This is a genomic window from Synechococcus sp. R60.1 (assembly GCF_047461835.1).
Lineage (GTDB): Bacteria > Cyanobacteriota > Cyanobacteriia > Thermostichales > Thermostichaceae > Thermostichus.
In genome coordinates this window covers 1-19,975 of record NZ_JANSIA010000052.1, presented here as the reverse complement: position 1 = coordinate 19,975, position 19,975 = coordinate 1, and the positions used below count along the sequence as shown (strand labels likewise).

Below are 19,975 nucleotides of genomic sequence, written 5' to 3'. Positions count from 1 at the left end.
TCAATGACTTTTGCCAAACCGCCTAAAGCTCAGTAAATTCAGCAAAGTTCAGGGTTTTGGGGGTTAGAGGCATGCTCATCTCTTCAGAGGTCTATCCCGGATCCCTAGCTTAGGGCAGCGCCGAAGAACTCCACCGCTTCTGCCAACACGTCTAAAAAGCGATCCACCTCCGCCAACGTGTTGTACAGGTAAACACTGGCTCGGGCAGTGGATTGTACTCCCAAATAGCGATGGAGGGGTTGAGTGCAGTGGTGCCCCGCTCGAACGGCAATGCCTTGCTCATCCAGTAAAGTAGACAGGTCATGGGGATGGACAGCCTCCACCGAAAAGCTAACCAGCCCTGCCCGTCGCGCCGGATCCTTGGGGCCATAAACCCTAATACCCGCTATGTGCTGGATCCCGTCCAACAGGTGGGCAATCAACCTTTGTTCGTGGGCATGAACCCGCTCCAGACCGATCTGGCTCAAGTAATCTACGGCTGCCCCTAACCCCACCGCCTGGGCAATCGCCGGCGTACCGGCTTCAAATTTGTGGGGGATATCCGCATAGGTGGCGTGATCCCAGTACACATCGGCGATCATCTCTCCCCCGCCCAAAAAGGGAGGCATCGCTCGCAGCAGCTCCCGCCTGCCGTAGAGGACGCCGATCCCCGTCGGGCCACACATCTTGTGCCCCGAAAAGGCCAGCCAATCGCAATTCAGCGCCTGGACATCCACAGGCATGTGGGGCACGCTCTGGCAGGCATCCAGCAAAACCTTGGCTCCGTAACGATGGGCCAGTTCAGTAATCTCCTGAACGGGGTTGATGGATCCCAGCATGTTGGAGACCTGGGTTACCGCCACCAAGCGGGTGCGGTCGCTGAGCAAAGATTGGTAGTGCTCCAGATCCAACTCTCCCTCTGGCGTGATCTGGATGAACTTGAGGTGGGCTCCCGTCTTCTGGGCCACCCATTGCCACGGGATTAGGTTGCTGTGGTGCTCCATCACCGAGAGGACGATCTCATCCCCCCGCTCCAGATGGCTCAAGCCCCAACTGTAGGCCACCAGATTGATGGCTTCGCTGGCATTGCGGGTGTAGATGATCTCCTGAGGAGAAGGCGCGTTCACAAACCGAGCGATCTTTTCCCGCGCCCCCTCATAGGCATCTGTGGCTTCGTTGCTCAGCGTATGGACCCCACGATGCACGTTGGCGTTGCAGTGTCGATAGTAATGATCCATCGCCTGCATAACCGCCAGTGGCTTTTGAGAAGTGGCGGCATTGTCAAAGTAGATTAGCGGGTGGCCGTTGACCTGGCGCTGCAAAATCGGAAAATCTGACCGCACCTGGGCAGCCAGATCGAAAGAATGGTCAAGCTTGAGAGAAGAAAGGGGGGATACCGCCATGGTCTGCGCAAAAAGCCTGCTTCCCTCAGTATGACATCGCTTCCGGCCAGCCTTCGGCAAACCCATCCGCCCAATCCCTTCCAGCATCCAGGGATCCCTTCCTCCCTGATCTGAAAGCGAAGCTTGTCACAAAATGTAACTTTGTGTTAACTTTGGTTACAGCAACCAATACGAGGTATTAGCAATGCAATCGTCTTCCAGAATCCCTTCTCGTCTGGACTCCGCTTCTGTTGCCCAGTACTACGACACCACCAACGACTGGATTCCGGGCTGGACGGAGCAAGCAGAGCGTTGGAATGGACGCTTGGCCATGTTGGGCTTGGTGATCAGCATCGCTACGGAAGCGGCGTTGGGCCACAGTGTTTTTGCCAGCACTCTCGCCCAGTGGCTAGGTCTGCAATAACCTGCAATAATCTGTCAAAGAACTTTTCGGTAGAGCCACATCGGGCATCTCAGAGAGTTTCTCTTCGGCTTTGAGATGTCATGGCTCTACCCTTTCATCCAGCTCTTTCACCCTCCTTCAATCCCTATCTTGACAATCCAATGATGCTTGACAATCCCTTCCTCCCCTACATTGCCGTAATGGTGGCCGGGTTGGTGGCTGCTGTTGTGATTGGTTCGATGGCTTTCTTCAACTCCAAGCGCCCTGCCGGTTGGGAGAGTGCCAGTCGCCCGCGGTATGTGCCGCAGTACGGTCAAGATGGCGATACCCCGCCGGAGTGGGAGATTGGCTGGACGGAGAAGGCGGAGCGATGGAACGGACGGCTGGCCATGTTGGGGTTTGCCATAAGTGTTGTGGTAGAGGCCATTGTGGGCCACAGTGTGTTTGCCTCTGCACTGGGGATCCACTGATCCAAGTTGAAAGCTGTCCGGCGCCCAGTCGTCTCGAGGAAATAAAGGCGGAAGCTATGGAAGCCTGCTTTTTCCTCATGCGTGCTCTTTGTCTTTGCCGTGCAGTACTACCTCGCTTATCTCCTGGAAAGGCTGTACCCAAAGATCGGTGCCTCCTCCATTCGGTTGGTGTCTAGCCATCTGTTGCCTGTCTAATATGATTCTCAAAGGTGAGACGTGCTGGAAGCTCAGAAAGGTTCATAGGGATACCCACAAGCTTGAGTGTCTTGAAAAATAGATGGAAGTTATCTACCTTGTCACAGCGGAAGTAACAATCAGAGCTCTTTGTTGACCTAGACCCTGAGATAAACTCCAGGCGGAATACGTAACCATCCTCACTATCAATGCACAGCTTAATCTCTTTGATAGCCTGGATCCTAAATAACAATCGCTCTGAAGAACCGAAATCCTCGACTCTAACGTACTCCCTACTTATGGCAACGCATCCAAATGAAACCTCTTGTCCACGCTCAATTGCTTCTCTCATGCCTTTCCAGCGCGTGGAGCAAATGTAGCTGGCTACATACCTCATCAAAGGCAAAGACGGGGAAGATATAGATACGACAGGATTTCCTTGGCAATTGATGTAGTAGCTGTAGTATGGGTAGCATTCTGATTTGACAAAACCGACACTCTTCTTTCTGAAGTCCACGTTCACTGAGACAATTTCGTTATACCTATAGGCAAGTCTGTTCTGCTTTCCTAGGATGTCACGATAGATGTCATGATAAATGAAGCCATTGCTCAAAATAACAACCCTAGATTTATAGGGTTGATTTGAGTACCAATAGTACCAAAGAAGCATCGATAAACCACCCAACAATCCAGAAAAAGCCATAGCAATAGGAGGTATGCCACTGGCCAAAGTGCTAGGGATCCATGTCCCTAAGGCAGAAAGTATTGCCGATAGAACTGCGAAGATAGGAAGTCCAATAAGTAGCAATGTAGATAAAGATACCGACACAACACGCATCAGCAAAGTAAAAGGGCTCCATTTCTCGATTGGCGTTTCTTCTGTTGTTACGAGGTATCCCAGTGACTTATCCCGTACCAGCTTTGTCTCGGCCTCTAATAACATCACTTATCCCCCCTCACTTCTTGGATAAGCTCCATTGGCAATCTATGCCAAAGTAGTGTTTAGAGACAAACTCATAATCTATTCTGTTTCACCACTGGATAATCTTTTTCTGAACGGCTGTCATACACATGGCAACGCGAGCATTGATCTCATCCTCAGAGCCGAAAATATCCAACTTTTCTTTGAGCCTCTGGATACAGTTTTGTACGGTCTTCTTGCTGGTGTGAATGCGATCGGCAATGGCTTGGTCGGTGAGGGCTTCTTTGCAGAGCAAGTTCAAGACCTCAATTTCTCGTTCTGTCAGCTTCGTAAGACCGCGCAACTCCCGCGGCATGCGCAATTCTCCATTCAGGGCGCTTTTGGCCCCCTCCAGAAACACGGTGCGCCGTTCCATTTTGTTGACCGCGGCAAACCCACCCTGGTGTTTGCTGATCAGGCCCACCAATGGAGTTAGCAGCAGCGGCTCGCTGGAATAGGCCATCACATTTAGGGTGGGGTAGTTCTCAAAGATATGACGCAGGAACTCTAGGCCAGGCTCGGCAGACTGCTCCCCGCTGGTTTGACCGTAGAGCAGATCGGCTACAACCAAGTCTGGTTGTTCCCGCTGCAAGCGCAGGATGGCGTCCATAGGGTTGGTGACCGTAATGCACTGAGCATCGGCTGCAATCCGTTGCAGCCACTCACAGTTGTTCTGGGCCACCTCTGGATGATCTTCGACGATCAAAAACTTGAGCGGGGCAGTGGCGCTTTCAACCTCGGGCATCAATCCACTCCTCTAAATCCTTATCTTGTAGTCCATTCTCTGCCGAGCGAGCTTGGCCGAGATGCGTTCGTCGGCAAGGGATCCGTCTGCAAGCATAGCTCCCAGCCGACTACCCCAGTGTAGCCTCAGGTAGGGGCTTAGAGGTGAGCCTGGGGGGGTGGGAAAGGACAGGTTAGGCTAGAGGGTGACGTCGACTGGATCTTAACTGTGGTACCCCTGCAAGATCGCAACCCAACCACCCGCACAGCCTATGTCACTTATGCCCTGGTGATCGTTAACATCTTAATTTTTCTGTACCAGCTAACCCTGTCGCCACAAGAGCTGGCAGCTTTTTTCCGAGAGTGGGCAGTGGTACCGATAGAGTTGACGGCCAGTTTTCGAGGGGAGCTCACCTCTTCGTCGCGTCCAGAATGGGTAACCCTATTCACCTCACAATTTCTGCATGGGGGCTTTCTCCACATTGGCGGGAACATGCTTTTTTTGTGGGTTTTCGGCAACAACGTTGAGGATCGCTTGGGCCATGTGCGCTACCTCATCTTTTACCTGGCTTGCGGAGCTTTGGCTGCGCTAACGCAGTGGTTTTTCGATATGGGATCCCCCATTCCTTCACTGGGGGCAAGCGGCGCTATTGCCGGCGTATTGGGAGCGTATATTTTGCGCTTTCCACGGGCCGAGATCCTAACCTTGGTGCCCTTGGGTATTTTCATCACAACCCTCTACGTTCCGGCTTGGGTGTTCCTGGGCTTTTGGTTCATCCAGCAAGCTTTCTACGGCATTGCCAGCCTACAGACGCCTACCAATATCGGTATGCAGGGTGGGGGAATTGCTTACTGGGCCCATGCGGGCGGTTTTGTGTTTGGGGCCATTTTGGGGCCGCTGATGGGGTTGTTTTCCGGCAAAAGCCCTTATGACCGCCAAATGACTTGGCAACAACGTGACAGGGATCTGTTTTGATTTGATCAGCTTTGATACTTTCTCAGTCTATTGTTAATCGGATAGCAGCGTGATGGGAGAAAGCCATGGTCAGTCTATCTGCCAAGCCTCTAACTCTGGAAGACTTTCTCCAACAGCCGGAAACTCAGCCCGCCAGCGAGTTCATCAAAGGAGAAATTATCCAGAAGCCCATGCCACAGGGAAAACATAGCCGTCTCCAACTAAAACTGGGTAGCTTCATTAACGAGATGTTGGAGCCTTCTCAACTGGGAATGGCATTTCCAGAGCTGCGCTGCACCTTCGCCGGATATGCGATTGTGCCCGATATTTCTGTGATCCCCTGGGATCGGATCCCTGTAGATGAAGATGGCACCATTCAAAATCTCATCCCCTTTTGCCCTGATTGGATGATCGAGATTCTCTCTCCCGATCAAAATCCAATGAAGCTGGTCAAAAAAATCTTGATCGGCCTGGATCACGGCTGCCAAATGGGGTGGATCGTGGCTCCCGAAGAAAGGGTTGTTTTCGCCTACCCTGCCGGGCAGCAGCCGACAGTACATGAGGATCCCCAAGAGGTGATCCCCGCTCCCGCCTTCGCCTCAGGGATCCAACTGACAATCGCAACTTTGTTCGGCTGGATGCAAGTTCAAGCTGGCGAGAGCCACAAGTCCAATGCGGGATAGAAAAAGAGTGGATCTCCTTCCATCCCTCAATTCTCAATTCAAATTCAACATTCAGTTGTTGTAGAGGGCAGGGGCTTGGGCAACCGTCTCACCAGTTTGGGGCAGTTCCTGCCGCAGCAGCGCCACCAAGGCGTTGGTGGATTGGTCGTAGAGGCTGGTCACCAGCTTGGGATAGAGGCCAATGCCGATGATTGGGATCAGCAGACAGGCAATGATGAACACCTCGCGTGGCTCGGCATCCACCAACTCTTCGTGTTCGGTGAGCTCTTTGTTCTCTGGGCCAAAGAAAATCTGCCGCAACATCGACAGCAGGTAGATGGGGGTCAGGATCACCCCAACTGCTGCCAGGAAAACCACCACCAACCGGAAGGGGAGAGAGTAGGCATCGGTGGTGGCCATGCCGATAAACACCATGATCTCGGCCACAAAGCCGCTCATGCCGGGTAGGGCTAGCGAAGCCAGGGAGCAGGCGGTGAACATGGAGAAGATCTTGGGCATCTTCAGGCCAACGCCGCCCATTTCCTCCAGCTCCAGCGTATGGGTGCGGTCGTAGGTGGCCCCCACCAAAAAGAACAGGCTGGCCCCGATCAGCCCGTGGGAGATCATCTGCAGCATGGCGCCGCTCATGCCGATCTCCGTCAGGGATCCGATACCGATGAGCACGAAGCCCATGTGGCTGATGGAAGAGTAGGCGATCTTCCGTTTCAGGTTGCGCTGGGCAAAAGAGGTGAGGGCGGCAAAGATGATGTTCACCACCCCCAACACGATCAGCACCGGCGCAAAGTAAAGATGAGCATCCGGCAGCATGCCCGCATTCATGCGCATCAGGGCATAGCCCCCCATCTTGAGCAGGATCCCGGCCAGCAACATGTGCACCGGCGCAGTGGCCTCGCCGTGGGCATCGGGCAGCCAAGTGTGCAAGGGGAAAATGGGCAGCTTCACCCCATAGGCAATGAGGAAGGCCCCATACATCAGCAGTTGGAAGGTGAGTGGATAGGTCTTGTGGGCCAGATCCGTCATGTCAAAGCTGATGGGATCCCCGTAGAAGGCCATAGCCAGACCTGCCACCAGGATAAACAGGGAGCTGAGAGCCGTGTAGAGGATGAACTTGGTGGCCGCATACAGGCGGTTGTATCCCCCCCAAATGGAGAGGAGCAAGTACACCGGGATCAGCTCCAATTCCCACATCAGGAAAAACAGCAACATATCCTGCACGGCAAACACCCCGATCTGACCGCCATACATGGCCAGCATCAAAAAGTAGAAGAGGCGAGGTTTGAGGGTGACCGGCCAAGCGGCCAAGATGGCTAGGGTAGTGATAAACGCCGTGAGCAGGATCAGGGGCATGGAGAGGCCATCAGCCCCCACCGACCAACTCAAGCCCACTTGGGGTACCCAGGTGTAGCGCTCCAGCAGTTGCAAACCTGTCTGGCCGGGATCGTAGCCGACATAGAAGCCGGCCAGCAGAATCAGCAGATCCGTGACCGCAATGAACAAAGCAAACCAGCGGATCCGCTCGGCCAACTTTTGTGCGTAGGCGCGGGTACTGGGATCCCCAGCCGGTGCTGGGATCAGGGGAATAAATAGGGCGGCCAACACAGGGTAAGCGATGACCGTGGTCAGCCAAGGAAACTCGTGCAAGCTGGGCAGCGCCATGGATGTAACCTCGCTTGTGCCATACCATCAGGGGGATCCCTGCCGGCTGCAATCCGACAGCCCTTTACCAGAATCGCCCTTGAGTATCTATGCTTAGCAAATCTACAGGATTATCTTAAGGCTCCCTCTCCCTTTGCGTTGGGATCCCTGGGATGGAGCAGATGCATGGGTGGATGTTGTACCCGAAAATCAAAATATAGTCTTCCACTGTTCTCACAAGGTAACCGATCTCATCATGCCTCAGCCCAAACTGATCATCCACGGCGGAGCCGGCAGCGCCCTGGAAGGGGAAAGCAGCCTGGAAAAAGTGAGGGGATCCCTGCAGCAGGTGGTGGAGAGCACCTACGAGCTGCTGTTGGCTGGGCAGAGTGCCGAGGCGGCGGTGATGCATGCCTGCCAGTTGCTGGAGGATGATCCGCTCTACAATGCCGGGACGGGGTCGGTCTTGCAATCGGATGGGCAAATCCGCATGAGCGCCGCTCTCATGAACGGGGCCACCCAGTCTTTTAGCGGGGTGATCAACGTCAGCCGAGTTCAGCATCCCATCCTCATGGCCCAGGCTCTGCAATCAAGCCCGGATCGCGTGGTGGCCGAACAAGGGGCAGCAGAGCTGGCGCGGGAGCTGCAGTTGCCGGTCTATGACCCGGCCACTCTCAAGCGGGTTCAAGAGTGGGTGCAGTTGCGCCAAACCCATCCCCCAACTAGGGTTCTCACTGCTCTGGCCATGGGCACGGTGGGGGCGGTGGCGCTGGATCAACGGGGGCAAATCTGTGCCGGCACCTCCACCGGCGGGCGGGGGTTTGAACGGGTGGGGCGGGTGAGCGATTCGGCCACTCCGGCGGGAACCTATGCCAGTGCGGTGGCGGGGGTCAGTTGCACCGGTGTCGGGGAAGATATTTTGGATGAGAGCTTGGCGGCGCGGATTGTGATTCGAGTGGAAGATGGCCTCAGCCTGAAGGCTGCCATGGCCAAGTCTTTTCAAGAGGCCCGCCAACGTCGCCGCTCCTTTGGGGCCATCGCTCTATCCTGCTCGGGCGAGATTGCTTGGGATACCACCACCGACCTACTGCTGGCCGCCTATCACGATGGGCAGGGGATCGGCTTGACGATCTAAACTTCTAGCCGGGCTTGCGGGATTAGACCTGGACAAGCCTGAGGCGGTTGGATAAGAGTAGGATAAGAGTAGAAATAGTACTTAAACAAACCAAGTCTGCCCCCTGGCGGGCCACTGTAGAGCGTTTATGGCACTTCACGCGGAGTTGCACCGTCATTTGGGCGGTTCGGTTGTCCCCCGAATTCTGTGGCGCTATTTTCACCGCCAGGGATCCCCTGTGGCAGAGCGCTTTCCCACCTATGCCGAGTTCGAGGAGTTCTACACCCGCCCGCGCAACACCCTCGAGGATTACCTGGAGCTGCACACGCTGGTGGAACAGGTGCAGACCCTGGAAACCCTGCCCTATTTTATCTACCGCCTGCTGCGGGGAGCCTACGTCTTTGAGGATCTGGCCTACCTGGAGATTCGCTACACTCCCTACCTACGCACGGATCCCAGCCTGGATGAGGGGGAGCGCCTCAAGCAGATGCGCCAGGTAATCGAGACGGTGGGGCAGGCCAGCCAGCAGCGGGAGTATCCCATCGTCACCACCCAGATCGTCTGTTTGCATTCACGCCTGCCCAGCCACATCAACCGGGCCATGGTGGAAGCTGCCGCTGAGTCGGAGTATGTGTGTGCCATCGACCTGGCCGGGGGAGACAAGCCCTACGGCGAACGGATGGACGAGTGGATTGAGCTGTTCAAGTATGCGCTGGCCCGCGGCCTGAAAACCACTGCCCACCTGTACGAAACTTTGGATGGCTGCTACCCACAGTTGCTGCCCTATGTCTCGCGGATCGGCCACGGCATTCAGATCCCCCTCCACTATCCAGAATTGCTGCCGGAGCTGGCACGGCGAGGACAATGCCTAGAAGTTTGTCCCACCACCTATCTAAAAACGGGAACCCTGCCCAGTTTGGAGCCCCTCAAGATTGTCTTTGACCGCTGCTTTGAGGCGGGGGTGGATATCGCCATCTGCACCGACAACGCCGGCTTGCACAATGTGCGGCTGCCGTTTGAGTACGAAAACCTGGTAACCCACGACATCATCGATTTCGAGCAGCTCAAACACTGCCAGGAAGCAGCTTTTCGTCACGCTTTTGCCTGGCCCTATAAGGGGCGTCCGGCCTCATTGTTGTCGGAGTTACAGCAGGGGGTATCTGCTTCTTTGGTGGCTCTCTGATCCCCTCAGCGGGACGGAGTCTTTATTCTTCATCCGAGCTTCTTGAGAATAGGGAAGGGATCCACAGCAGAGCCGGGGGCAATTTTCGCAAGGGAAATAACCGCTTGGATCCCTTGCCCAGAGCGATGCTGAGCGGCATCCGAGGGTGGATGAAGCCCAACAGAATCCAATGCTGAGTCTACTGAGCCAAGCATGAAGGTCTATATCAGTGCCGATATTGAAGGGATCGCCGGCATCAGCCATTGGGATGAGGCCACCATCGGCCAGCCGGGTTACGAGGCATTCCGAGAGCAGATGACCCGAGCAGTGATCGCGGCTTGTGAGGGATCCCTGGCTGCCGGAGCCACGCAGATCACAGTCAAAGATGCCCATGACTCAGGGCGGAACCTCATCCCCGAACGGTTGCCGGAGCCGGTGCAACTCATCCGCGGCTGGAGCGGCCACCCCTACTGTATGGTGCAAGAGTTGGATCGCAGTTACAATGCCCTGCTCCTAATCGGCTATCATGCCCGCGCCGGATCTGCTGCCAACCCCCTCGCCCACACCTACACCACCGAAGTTAGCCAAATCCGGCTGAACGGCCAGGCCATCGCCGAGTTTCACCTGGTCAGCCTCACGGCTGCCTATGAGGGAGTCCCGGTTGTGTTTGTAGCCGGAGATGCGGAGGTGTGTGCCGCAGCGAAAGCTTATGACGCCCACATCGAGACGGTGGTCACCCACAAAGGGATAGGCCAGTCGGTCATTACGCCACATCCGCAGCAGGTTCTACAGGCCATCCGCCAAGGTGTAGAGGGATCCCTGAGGCGGCTGTCGGCCTACCGTCCTCGCCCACTGCCGGATCACTTTCAATTGGAAGTGGACTACAAGGATCCCGCTCGGGCCTACCGCAAGTCTTTTTATCCCGGCTGCCGGTGGATTGCCGATTCCACGGTTCGGCTGGAAGTTTCCGAGTGGTTTGAGGTGTTGCGGGCTTTGGAGTTTATCGTGCTCACCTAGCCAGGGATCCAAGCGGCATCTGGATGAGGCGAGCAGCAGCTTCCCTGAGGCTGGTCTCGGAAAGGTCAGACAGCTCAATCCGGGCCCGAAGGCGATTGAAGTTTTGCTGCAGCCCGTGTCGATAGGTGGGGTCGTAGTGCTGCTCCAGCAACTCCTGCACAAACTGCGGCCAGTCTTGGGCGTCGATCAGCTCAAACCAACGCTGCAAGCGGCCCTGGCCAAGACGGGACTTCAGAAGCAGCAATTTTTCCTTCAGCGCTTGGGGGTGAGCAATCCAGTGGGGATAATGGGCGATCAGCCCCTTCACCCGCTCCTCTAGAGGCAACTGCACTTCGACACAGTCGGCTTGGGTAAGGGCTTGCCAAAGGGCAGGCGGCAGATGGAGCTGGCCCACTTTGGCACTCTCAGCCTCCACCCAGACTGGCTTGGCGGGATCCCACTGGAGAAAAACCTGCACCAGTTGACTTTCAAAGCTCTTCTGACTGGGCTGTGGCACCCCCCACTCGGCCCCCAGGAGGGATCCCCGGTGACAGGCCAGCTTTTCCAGATCGAGAACTTGGGATCCCTGTTGGCGCAGATGGTGAAGCAACTGGGTTTTGCCGCTCCCTGTTGGTCCGCAGAGCACTCGGTAGGTAAATTCCTGGGGCAAGATCTGCAGCTGTCGGCGCACCCAGGCCCGGTAGGTTTTGTAGCCACCTTGCAAAACCGTAACCTGCCAGCCCACCTGGGACAACACCAATGCCAAGCTGGCAGAGCGCTGCCCTCCCCGCCAGCAGTAGATTAGGGGCCGGTAATCGCGATCTTTATCGGCAAAATGGGTTTGCAAGTGGCGACTGATGTTCTGGGCCACCAAGCTTGCCCCTCGTTTGCGGGCTGTAAAGGGATCCACCTGCTTGTAGAGCGTGCCCACCTCCGCCCGTTCTGTATCGTAGAGTACAGGCAAGTTGATGGCTCCCGGCCAATGATCCTCTGCGAACTCTGCCGGAGAGCGCACATCGATAATTTCGCTGTAGGTGTGCAGCCAGGGCTCTGCAGTGAAGTGAATCGGAGGAGACACAAACCTGTGGATGGAAATGGCAAGCTAGCGCAATCTTGAACAGTTTCTAGCTTAGCCAACGCTGCTGCTCAAGGAAGCCCAGGGCTAACCCTAGCCTATCCCCTCGCAGGTGGACTTCTCGCTTTTCCAGAAGTTTAGGCAAGGTCTCTGGAACATGCAGGATGCCATTTGCCGCTCTCAAAAAAGTTATAGAGGTTTTCAGGCTCTCCAGGTGCCACCTCAGATAGAAAGGTGAGCTCGGACTTTTTCTTCGTCCATTTGGTCAGTCGGCCCCTCCATGATAAGGGATCCATTTTCCATAAGATAAAAGTAATCGGCTAGGCTTTGGGCAAACTCAAAATACTGCTCCACCAGCAACACCGAAACGCCCCGCTCCTTTTGAATGCGGCTGATGGCTTCTTCGATCTCGATAATGATAGAGGGCTGGATCCCTTCTGTAGGCTCATCCAGGAGCAAAAGTTTGGGCTCTGCCACCAAAGCTCTGGCGATGGCCAGTTGCTGCTGCTGCCCACCGCTCAAATCCCCACCCAGCCGTTTAAGAAAAGAACGCAGAATTGGGAATAGGTCATAGACAAACTCAGGTATGATCCGTTCTCTGTCCGGTGCCGCTTCTAGACCCACCAGCAGGTTTTCCTCAACCGTTAGGCGGGGAAATATCTCTCGACCTTGGGGCACATATCCGATACCGGCACGGGCTCGCCAATTGGGAGGGTAATGGTTGATAGGACGGCCCTCAAAAGCAATTTTGCCTGTGCAGTCTTTCAGAAGCCCCATCAGGGCTTTAAGCGTGGTGGTTTTGCCCATGCCATTGCGACCCAGAAGGCAGACCGCTTGGCCGGGAAAGATCTTAAAAGAGAGATCCTTCACAATTAAACTCTGACCATAGTAAACCCTCAAGTTGGAGACCTCCAGGAGAGGCCCAGATCCATCTCGGGATAAGTTTTGTGTTGCGGTCGCGTTTTCCGTATTCATAGGCCTGCGCATGAGTCGATTAGATACAGAACTATAGCCTCTTTGCTTAGTTTTTCCCCTTGTGGGATCCGAGATAGACCTCAATCACTCGCGGGTCGTTTTTCACATCCTCAAAGGTACCTTCGCACAGCACCGAGCCTTGGTGTAAAACGGTAACCTTGCGGGCAATTTGTCGGACAAACACCATGTCATGTTCGATCACCAAAATGGTGTGGCTTTGGGCTAAGGATTGAATTAACTCTCCTGTAGCTTCTGTTTCTTTGTCCGTCATCCCGGCCACGCATTCATCCAGCAGCAGCAAATCCGGATCTTGAGCAATCACCATGCCGATCTCCAGCCATTGCTTTTCTCCGTGGGAAAGCAGCCCTGCCGGAACCCGATCCTTACGGCTGAGGCCAATGGTTTCCAAAAGAGCATCCGTTTTTTCTCGCAGATGCTTTTTGCCCAATAGGGTGGAAAAAACCCTTTTGTCAGGGTTGAGGGATAGCTCCAAGTTTTCTCGCACGCTCAAGTTTTGATAGACCCGCGGCGTCTGAAACTTGCGCCCAACACCCAAAATCGAGATCTCATGTTCCTTGAGCTTGGTCAGATCTTTTCCTTTAAACAGCACCCGGCCTCGAGTAGGCTTAACCTTGCCCGTCAGCACATCGAGAAACGTAGTCTTGCCTGCCCCATTGGGGCCGATGACCACCCGCAGCTCCCCTTCCTCCAGAGAGAAGTTCAGCCTGTCCAAAGCCTTGAAGCCATCAAAGCTGACGGTGAGATCCTGAGTTTGTAAAATTTGTCGGGTAGCGGTGGGAGCTGCAGTGAGCATAGGGATCACATCCAAGAACGGAAAGGCCAAAGGTCAAACCGGATTCTCAACCCATCAAATAAACCCATCAAATAGGAGAGGAAACTTGGCATCGCTGGCTCACCCATGGGATCCTCTTACCTTAAACTTATATCTTGCACATAACTGACATCCTCAAGAGAAAGCCAGATTTAGGCTGGAGAAGTATTTGCCAAACGCCTGCGCCAAAGCTGAACGGTGACCCAAAGCTGCCTGCCTTGGGTGCGCACCCAACCCACCAGTCCATCCGGCAGCACCAGCACCACCAACAGGAACAATCCCCCCTGGAAAAACAGCCAAATCTCCGGAAAATTTTCGCTCAGCAAGCTCTTGGCAAAGTTGACCAACAGAGCCCCCAGCACCGCCCCCACCAAACTGGCCCGACCGCCCACCGCCACCCAGATTACCATCTCAATGGAAAAGGGAACGGCCATCGCATTGGGAGAGATGATCCCAGTTTGCAAGGTAAACAAAGCTCCGGCAACACCCGCCAGGGCAGCAGACACGGCAAACACCAGAACTTTAAAGCCGGTGGGATCGTAGCCGGAAAAACGAACCCGCGGCTCGTCATCTCGAATGGCTACCAGGATCCGACCGAATAGGCCGCTGGTCAGCCAACGACAGAGAAGGTAAGCCAAAACCACCGCCAGAACTGTAGTGACATAGACAGCGAAGCGCATCTCGGACGAGTTGACATCCAGGCCAAACAAAGTCTGGAAGTTGGTCAGGCCGTTGGTGCCATTAATTAAGCGCTGTTGGCCGTTGAAGAAGTTAAAGAAAATAATCGTGGTGGCCTGAGTTAAAATGGAAAAATAAACCCCTCGAATGCGATTTCTCACCACCAAATACCCCAGGGCTGCTGCCACCAAAGCCGGGATCAAGACAACAGCAACAGCCGTAAACGGAAACGAATAAAAGGGGTACCAAAACCAGGGCAATTCCGTTACCCCGTAGAGGCTGAAAAACTCCGGTATCTGACCTTCCGGCAATTGCAACTTCAGGTGCATCCCCAGAGCGTAGCCCCCCAAGGCGAAGAACACCCCATGTCCCAGACTGAGCATGCCGGTATAGCCCCAGATGAGGTCGATTCCCAAAGCTACAATGCTGAGGGCCAGAAACCGCCCCAACAAGTTGAGCCGAAAGCCAGACAGCACAGTTGGGGCCACAAAGATCAAGGCCAGCACCAAAACGATGAGGATCCCGGCCTCCCACAGAAGCTTGCGAGAAGAATTGGGATCCCCACCCGCGGCGGGAGCAGCCACTTCATGATCAGCACGGGGGGAATGAACCAGTTTCATGGGCTTTGTGAGGGAGTAGAAGATGGAGAGTCTGGTCCTAGAGTTTTCGCCAAGCGAGATCATTCCCTAGGCATCCACCATACGACCTTTTTCGGGGAAAAGGCCCCGAGGTCGCACCTGCAAAAAGGCCACGATCAAAGCAAAGACCATCACCTTGGCCATGCTCGTGGTGGCAAAAAAGTTGAGGGTATCGGTCAGGATGGGCACGTTGGGAAAAATCAAAGCCAGCGTCCCGGAACCGATGACAAAGTTGGCAATCCCGATCCCAAGCGCTGCCACAATGCTGCCCAAAAGCTTACCGACACCCCCCACGACGACCACCATAAAGGTATCCACGATGTAGTTTTGGCCGGTGTTCGGCCCCACGGATCCCAGCAGGCTGACCGCTACGCCGGCCACTCCCGCCAGACCCGAGCCGACGGCAAAGGTGAGGGCATCCACCTTTTGCGTAGGGATCCCTACACAGGCGCTCATGGCCCGATTTTGGGTAACCGCCCGGATGCGCAGCCCCCAGCGGGTGCGTTGCAAGAAGAAGTACAGCCCTAGGATGCAGAAGACAGTGAGGGCGATGATAAACAGGCGGGTATTGGGCAAAAACAGGCTGCCCACCGGGATCCCACCCCCCAGCCAACGGGGAGCGGTCACATCTTTGTTCTGGGCTCCAAACCAGGGTTGAGTGACTGCTAAAGCATAGGTTTGCGCCAGCACCCGCCCCCCCACCGCTGCAATGGCCGTGGAAAGCACCAGTAGCAGCGCCAGCGTCCACCCTTTGAGGCGCGGCCAATCCGTTCGCCTGGACAAAAGCCACCAGCCGCCGAAAAAGAGCACCGCGAAGGCCCCCAAGCGGAAAGCCAGCACCCAATTGACGCTGCGCACAAACTGCTGCAGGATCAGGCTCACGCCCCAGGTGGCCAAAAGGGTCTCCAAGGGTCGGCCATACAAAAAGCGAATCACCCCCCGCTCCAGGGCTAGTCCCACCAGAGCCGTGACGGCAAAGGCAGCTACCAAAGCTGGGAAGATGTACAGATCCCGCCAGGGATCCCCTAGGGGACGAAAGGCATTTTGAACCACAAAAGTGGTGTAGGCCCCCAACATCATCAGCTCCCCATGGGCCATGTTGATGACCCCCATGAGGCCGAAAACAATGGCCAAGCCCAGAGCGGCTATCAGCAAGACGGTGCCGATGCTAAGGCCGTTAAACAAGCTATCCAAGAGCAAGGTCATCGGCAGGGGATCCTCCTTCCAACTTGACCGGGGAAGCTTCTTAAGCGGCAGAGCGGGATCCCCGACCCTATCCAAACGGCAAGGGATCCCAGCCCTGGCCAGGACTAGCTGACTTTGTAGCGACCGCCCTTGGCCGGATCTGACCAATCGCAGGCAAAGCCCTTGGTCTCTGCCACAAACTGGTTCCAGGGCTGCGGCTCCACGGCATCCGTAGAAAAGATGACATCAAACAAACCGTCAGAGCGCACCTGGCCGATCCGCACATACTTGGTCAGGTGGTGATTGGTGTTCATGGTTACCAAGCCTTCTGGGGCATCAAAGGTCTGGCCATAGGCTGCCTGCCGCACGGCGTCGATTTCCACTGTTCCCGCTTTTTCCACTGCCTGCTTCCAGATGTAAACCATGATGTAGGCGGCTTCCATCGGGTCGTTGGTGACGCGGTTTTGGCCGTATTCTGCCTTGAAAGCTTCCACAAACTTCTTGTTGGCAGGCGTATCCACCGTCATAAAGTAGTTCCAGGCGGCGAAGTGCCCTTCCAAGAATTCGGGGCCGATGGCCTGTACCTCTTCTTCAGCAATGCTGACGGACATGGAAGGATAGCGATCCGGCCCCAGCCCTGCCCCTTTCAACTGTTTGAAAAAGGCCACGTTGCTGTCGCCATTCAAGCTGTTGTAGATCACACCGCCATTGGGAAGAGCGGCCCGGATCTTGCTGATGATGGGGGTAACTTCTGTGTTGCCCAAAGGCAGATAGTCTTCACCCACCACTTTGCCCCCCAGGGCTTCCAACTGGGCCTTGATGATGGTGTTGGCCGTGCGGGGGAACACGTAGTCGGATCCCACCAGGAAGAACTCTTTGCCCTTGTTCTTGAGCAGCCATTCCACCGAAGGCTCGATCTGCTGGTTGGGGGCAGCGCCGGTGTAGAAGATGTTTTTGGAGCACTCTTGTCCTTCGTACTGCACGGGATACCAGAGCAGGTGCTGCTTGGATTCAAACACCGGCAACACGGCTTTGCGACTGGCCGAAGTCCAGCATCCAAACACCGTTGCCACCTTGTCCACATCGATCAATTTGGTGGCTTTCTCGGCAAAGGTTGGCCAATCGGAAGCCCCATCCTCGATAATCGGCTCGATCTGCTTGCCCAAAACCCCACCGGCGGCATTGATCTCTTTGATGGCCAGCTTTTCCGCATCCACCACGCTGGTTTCCGAAATGGCCATGGTGCCGCTGAGGGAGTGCAAAATGCCAACGCGAATGGTCTCTCCCTGGGCGTAGGCGGGCACAGACCGCTTCACCCAGATCTGCGGCCCCAGGGCCGCCCCGGCTCCGGCCAGAGCGCCCATTTTCAGCACTTGACGACGATTAAATGATAGAGCCATCGGTGATCTCCGAAACGAAGTGAGTGCAAAGGGTATTAAGAAGTCCAGTTGTTGCAGCAGCCCGGCCAATAGAGGGAAGCACCTAGCTCATCACCTCGCCCATGTGTTAAATTTGCCCAACTGCAGTCGGCTGAGGCTTTCACCGAATGCCTTCCCAACATCAACAGAGGAAAAGGCTAATCCTGCAGTCGAGAAAGCGTCGTGCGTCCCTGTTGCCTTAACGTGTTCCATCAAACCCATTCGGCCCGGAGAGAATTGTATCGCGGGATACCTTTTCCCAGAATCCGAGCCCTTTCCCCACAGGCTGTAGGCAAAGGCAGGGATCCCTTGCTGCCGGCATAATAGGGGTTCTGGGGTCGAGAATTAGTTGAGAGTTAACAGCTTATGGTGCAACAGGCTGGCTATGGATCTTGGCGATCCCCGATTACCGCTGACCTGGTGGTGACGGGATCCCTGCGCTTGGGACAGATGGTTTGGGATCAGGGGGATCTCTACTGGACGGAGGGTCGCCCGCAAGAAAAAGGGCGCAATGTGTTGATGCGGCGCTCTGCCGACGGGATCCCTGTGGAACTCACGCCAGCACCCTTCAATGTGCGGACGCGGGTGCATGAGTATGGAGGCGGAGCTTATTGGGTGTCGGCAGGGGTAGTGTATTTTTGCAACTTCGCTGACCAACGGCTCTACCGCCTGCTGCCGGGTTCAGATCCCCAGCCCCTGACGGAAGCAGGCCCCTATCGCTATGCAGATGGGGTGGTGGATCGGGCGCGTGGACGCATCCTCTGTGTGCGGGAGGATCACAGCCGCCAGGGAGAGCCGGAAAACAGCCTTGTCTCGATTGACTTGGAAAGCGGATCCCAGCAGATTTTGGCTTCTGGGCACGACTTCTACGCCAGCCCGCGCCTCAGTCCAGACGGCCAGACCTTGGTATGGCTGACCTGGGATCACCCCCAAATGCCCTGGGACGGCACAGAGCTGTGGCGGTCTGAGGTGAACCCTGACGGCAGCTTGGGAGAACCTCAAAAGCTGGCCGGTGGCCCTGCCGAGTCGATCTTCCAGCCCCAGTGGTCACCGCAAGGGGATCTCTACTTTGTTTCCGATTGCAGCGGCTGGTGGAACCTCTATCGCTGGGATCCCCAGGGCCCCATTCCCCTCTGCCCTATGGAAGCGGAGTTTGGAGAGCCGCAGTGGGTGTTTGGCCTGAGCACCTACGGCTTCTGTGGCGATGGGCGCATCCTGGCCTGTTATGAACAAGACGGGCTGTCTCATCTGGCTTATCTGGATCCCCATTCAGGACAGTTGGCAGGGATCCCCTTGCCCTACACCCAGATCAGCGGTTTGCAGGTGAGTGGGGAAAAAGCCGCTTTCCTGGCCGGATCCCCGACGGAAGCCACTGCCTTGGTCTGCCTAGACTTACCCTCCAGCCAAGTGGAGGTGGTGGCCCGTTCCAGCAGCGTGGCGGTGGATCCCGACTATCTGTCGATCCCAGAGCCCATTGTTTTTCCCACCGGTGGCGGCAAGGAAGTGGCCTACGCCTTCTTCTATCCCCCCAAAAACCGAGACTTTGTTGCCCCTGCTGGCGAAAAGCCACCCCTGCTGGTGAAAAGCCACGGCGGGCCCACCGGGGCGACGGCAGCGGTGCTCAACCTGGGGATCCAATACTGGACCAGTCGGGGGATTGCCGTTTTGGATGTGAACTACCGGGGCAGCAGCGGCTACGGACGGGCCTATCGGGATGCCCTCAAAGGCCGGTGGGGCCTGGTGGATGTGGAAGATTGCATCGCCGGATCCCAATTTTTGGCAGAACAGGGCAAGGTGGATGGGGAACGGCTGCTCATTCAAGGGGGCAGCGCTGGCGGCTATACCACGTTGGCGGCCTTGACCTTCCACAGGGTCTTCCGGGCGGGTGCCAGCTACTACGGGGTGAGCGATCTGGAAGCCCTAGCCCAGGAGACCCACAAGTTCGAGTCTCGCTACTTGGACAGCCTTATTGGCCCCTACCCAGAGCGACGGGATCTCTACCGGGAGCGCTCCCCCATTCATCACCTAGAGGGCCTCAATTGTCCGGTTATCTTCTTTCAAGGCTTGGAAGACGCCATCGTGCCCCCCAATCAGGCAGAGAGGATGGTGGCAGCGCTGCGGGCCAAAGGGATCCCAGTGGCCTATGTGCCCTTCGAGGGAGAGCAACACGGCTTTCGCCAGGCGGCCAACATCAAACGGGCTTTGGAGGCAGAGCTTTACTTTTATGCCCAGGTGTTGGGGTTTCCGCTGGCAGAACCTCTTGAGCCGGTTCGGATCGAGAACTTGGACATCTGATGATGACTGCTCAATGGGTCGAATAGAAAGGGATCCCGTCCCATCTATGGCCCATTGTTGCTCCACAACGCTGTCGCGACAGAGCAGCCCCTCTATGATGGACTTACCAGCCAACCCGGATGGAGTCATCGATATTGCTCCGCAACACTGTCGCGACTGCTGGTAAGAGAGCATGACTCTAGTCAATAATAAGCTCAACTATACTGAAAATAATGTATAATATGTTCAGTACGGATTACTAC

18 protein-coding genes are annotated in these 19,975 nt (G+C 55.8%); 8 read left to right on the top strand and 10 right to left on the bottom strand.

The window, feature by feature from the left end:
- Positions 1-104 precede the first annotated feature (104 nt).
- On the bottom strand, positions 105-1,382 hold the full coding sequence (locus NW834_RS08575; RefSeq protein WP_414419414.1) for a cysteine desulfurase: 1,278 nt from the start codon (positions 1,380-1,382) through the stop codon (positions 105-107).
- A gap of 184 nt (positions 1,383-1,566) precedes the next feature.
- On the opposite strand from NW834_RS08575, the gene NW834_RS08570 reads away from it, so the two are divergent.
- Together NW834_RS08570 and psb35 are read left to right on the top strand one after the other, a co-directional pair.
- Positions 1,567-1,785, top strand: coding sequence for a hypothetical protein (locus NW834_RS08570; protein ID WP_414419415.1), 219 nt, complete (start codon positions 1,567-1,569; stop codon positions 1,783-1,785).
- A 140-nt stretch (positions 1,786-1,925) separates the two neighbouring features.
- A complete protein-coding gene (gene psb35 / locus NW834_RS08565; RefSeq protein ID WP_041437432.1) occupies positions 1,926-2,234 on the top strand; it encodes a photosystem II assembly protein Psb35 in 309 nt (102 codons plus the stop codon).
- Between the two features lie 172 nt (positions 2,235-2,406).
- Here the strand turns inward: psb35 and NW834_RS08560 are convergent, their stop codons facing one another.
- Together NW834_RS08560 and NW834_RS08555 are read right to left on the bottom strand one after the other, a co-directional pair.
- Positions 2,407-3,351, bottom strand: a complete 945-nt coding sequence (locus NW834_RS08560; protein ID WP_414342385.1) for a hypothetical protein — start codon at positions 3,349-3,351, stop codon at positions 2,407-2,409.
- A gap of 88 nt (positions 3,352-3,439) precedes the next feature.
- Complete coding sequence (locus NW834_RS08555; protein ID WP_414342386.1) at positions 3,440-4,114, bottom strand: response regulator transcription factor; 675 nt, start codon at positions 4,112-4,114, stop codon at positions 3,440-3,442.
- Positions 4,115-4,321: 207 nt separating this feature from the next.
- Here NW834_RS08555 and NW834_RS08550 point away from each other — a divergent pair, with 207 nt between their 5' ends.
- On the top strand, positions 4,322-5,068 hold the full coding sequence (locus NW834_RS08550) for a rhomboid family intramembrane serine protease (RefSeq protein ID WP_414412638.1): 747 nt from the start codon (positions 4,322-4,324) through the stop codon (positions 5,066-5,068).
- A gap of 65 nt (positions 5,069-5,133) precedes the next feature.
- Entirely contained in the window at positions 5,134-5,730 is a 597-nt protein-coding gene (locus NW834_RS08545; RefSeq protein WP_414357524.1) for a Uma2 family endonuclease, read from the top strand.
- Between the two features lie 51 nt (positions 5,731-5,781).
- On the opposite strand, the gene NW834_RS08540 is transcribed toward NW834_RS08545, so the two are convergent.
- Positions 5,782-7,386 (bottom strand): NAD(P)H-quinone oxidoreductase subunit 4, encoded by a 1,605-nt coding sequence (locus tag NW834_RS08540; RefSeq protein WP_414357523.1) that lies wholly within the window; start codon positions 7,384-7,386, stop codon positions 5,782-5,784.
- Positions 7,387-7,621: 235 nt separating this feature from the next.
- Between NW834_RS08540 and NW834_RS08535 the strand changes: the two genes are divergently transcribed.
- The 3 genes from NW834_RS08535 to NW834_RS08525 all read left to right on the top strand — a co-directional run bounded on the left by NW834_RS08535 (position 7,622) and on the right by NW834_RS08525 (position 10,658).
- Positions 7,622-8,500, top strand: coding sequence for an isoaspartyl peptidase/L-asparaginase (locus NW834_RS08535; protein ID WP_414419416.1), 879 nt, complete (start codon positions 7,622-7,624; stop codon positions 8,498-8,500).
- A 127-nt stretch (positions 8,501-8,627) separates the two neighbouring features.
- Positions 8,628-9,662 (top strand): adenosine deaminase, encoded by a 1,035-nt coding sequence (locus tag NW834_RS08530; RefSeq protein WP_414419417.1) that lies wholly within the window; start codon positions 8,628-8,630, stop codon positions 9,660-9,662.
- Positions 9,663-9,854: 192 nt separating this feature from the next.
- Positions 9,855-10,658: a M55 family metallopeptidase gene (locus NW834_RS08525; RefSeq protein WP_414416926.1), complete on the top strand. Its 804-nt coding sequence runs from the start codon at positions 9,855-9,857 to the stop codon at positions 10,656-10,658.
- Here the strand turns inward: NW834_RS08525 and mnmH are convergent.
- The 6 genes from mnmH to urtA form a co-directional block, all read right to left on the bottom strand.
- On the bottom strand, positions 10,651-11,715 hold the full coding sequence (gene mnmH, locus NW834_RS08520; protein ID WP_414416925.1) for a tRNA 2-selenouridine(34) synthase MnmH: 1,065 nt from the start codon (positions 11,713-11,715) through the stop codon (positions 10,651-10,653). The two genes, NW834_RS08525 and mnmH, sit on opposite strands and share 8 nt — an antisense overlap.
- Before the next feature lie 219 nt (positions 11,716-11,934).
- Entirely contained in the window at positions 11,935-12,699 is a 765-nt protein-coding gene (gene urtE, locus NW834_RS08515) for an urea ABC transporter ATP-binding subunit UrtE (protein WP_414331328.1), read from the bottom strand.
- A 34-nt stretch (positions 12,700-12,733) separates the two neighbouring features.
- Positions 12,734-13,501: an urea ABC transporter ATP-binding protein UrtD gene (gene urtD / locus NW834_RS08510; protein ID WP_011433599.1), complete on the bottom strand. Its 768-nt coding sequence runs from the start codon at positions 13,499-13,501 to the stop codon at positions 12,734-12,736.
- 170 nt (positions 13,502-13,671) lie between these two features.
- Positions 13,672-14,880, bottom strand: coding sequence for an urea ABC transporter permease subunit UrtC (gene urtC, locus NW834_RS08505; protein ID WP_011430742.1), 1,209 nt, complete (start codon positions 14,878-14,880; stop codon positions 13,672-13,674).
- 3 nt (positions 14,881-14,883) lie between these two features.
- Complete coding sequence (urtB, locus tag NW834_RS08500) at positions 14,884-16,041, bottom strand: urea ABC transporter permease subunit UrtB (RefSeq protein WP_414419418.1); 1,158 nt, start codon at positions 16,039-16,041, stop codon at positions 14,884-14,886.
- A 104-nt stretch (positions 16,042-16,145) separates the two neighbouring features.
- Positions 16,146-17,420 carry an urea ABC transporter substrate-binding protein gene (gene urtA, locus NW834_RS08495; protein ID WP_414374653.1) on the bottom strand — a complete coding sequence of 425 codons (1,275 nt, stop codon included), beginning with the start codon at positions 17,418-17,420 and terminating at the stop codon, positions 16,146-16,148.
- Between the two features lie 384 nt (positions 17,421-17,804).
- Between urtA and NW834_RS08490 the strand changes: the two genes are divergently transcribed.
- Positions 17,805-19,733 (top strand): S9 family peptidase, encoded by a 1,929-nt coding sequence (locus tag NW834_RS08490; RefSeq protein ID WP_414419419.1) that lies wholly within the window; start codon positions 17,805-17,807, stop codon positions 19,731-19,733.
- Positions 19,734-19,975: the final 242 nt, after the last annotated feature.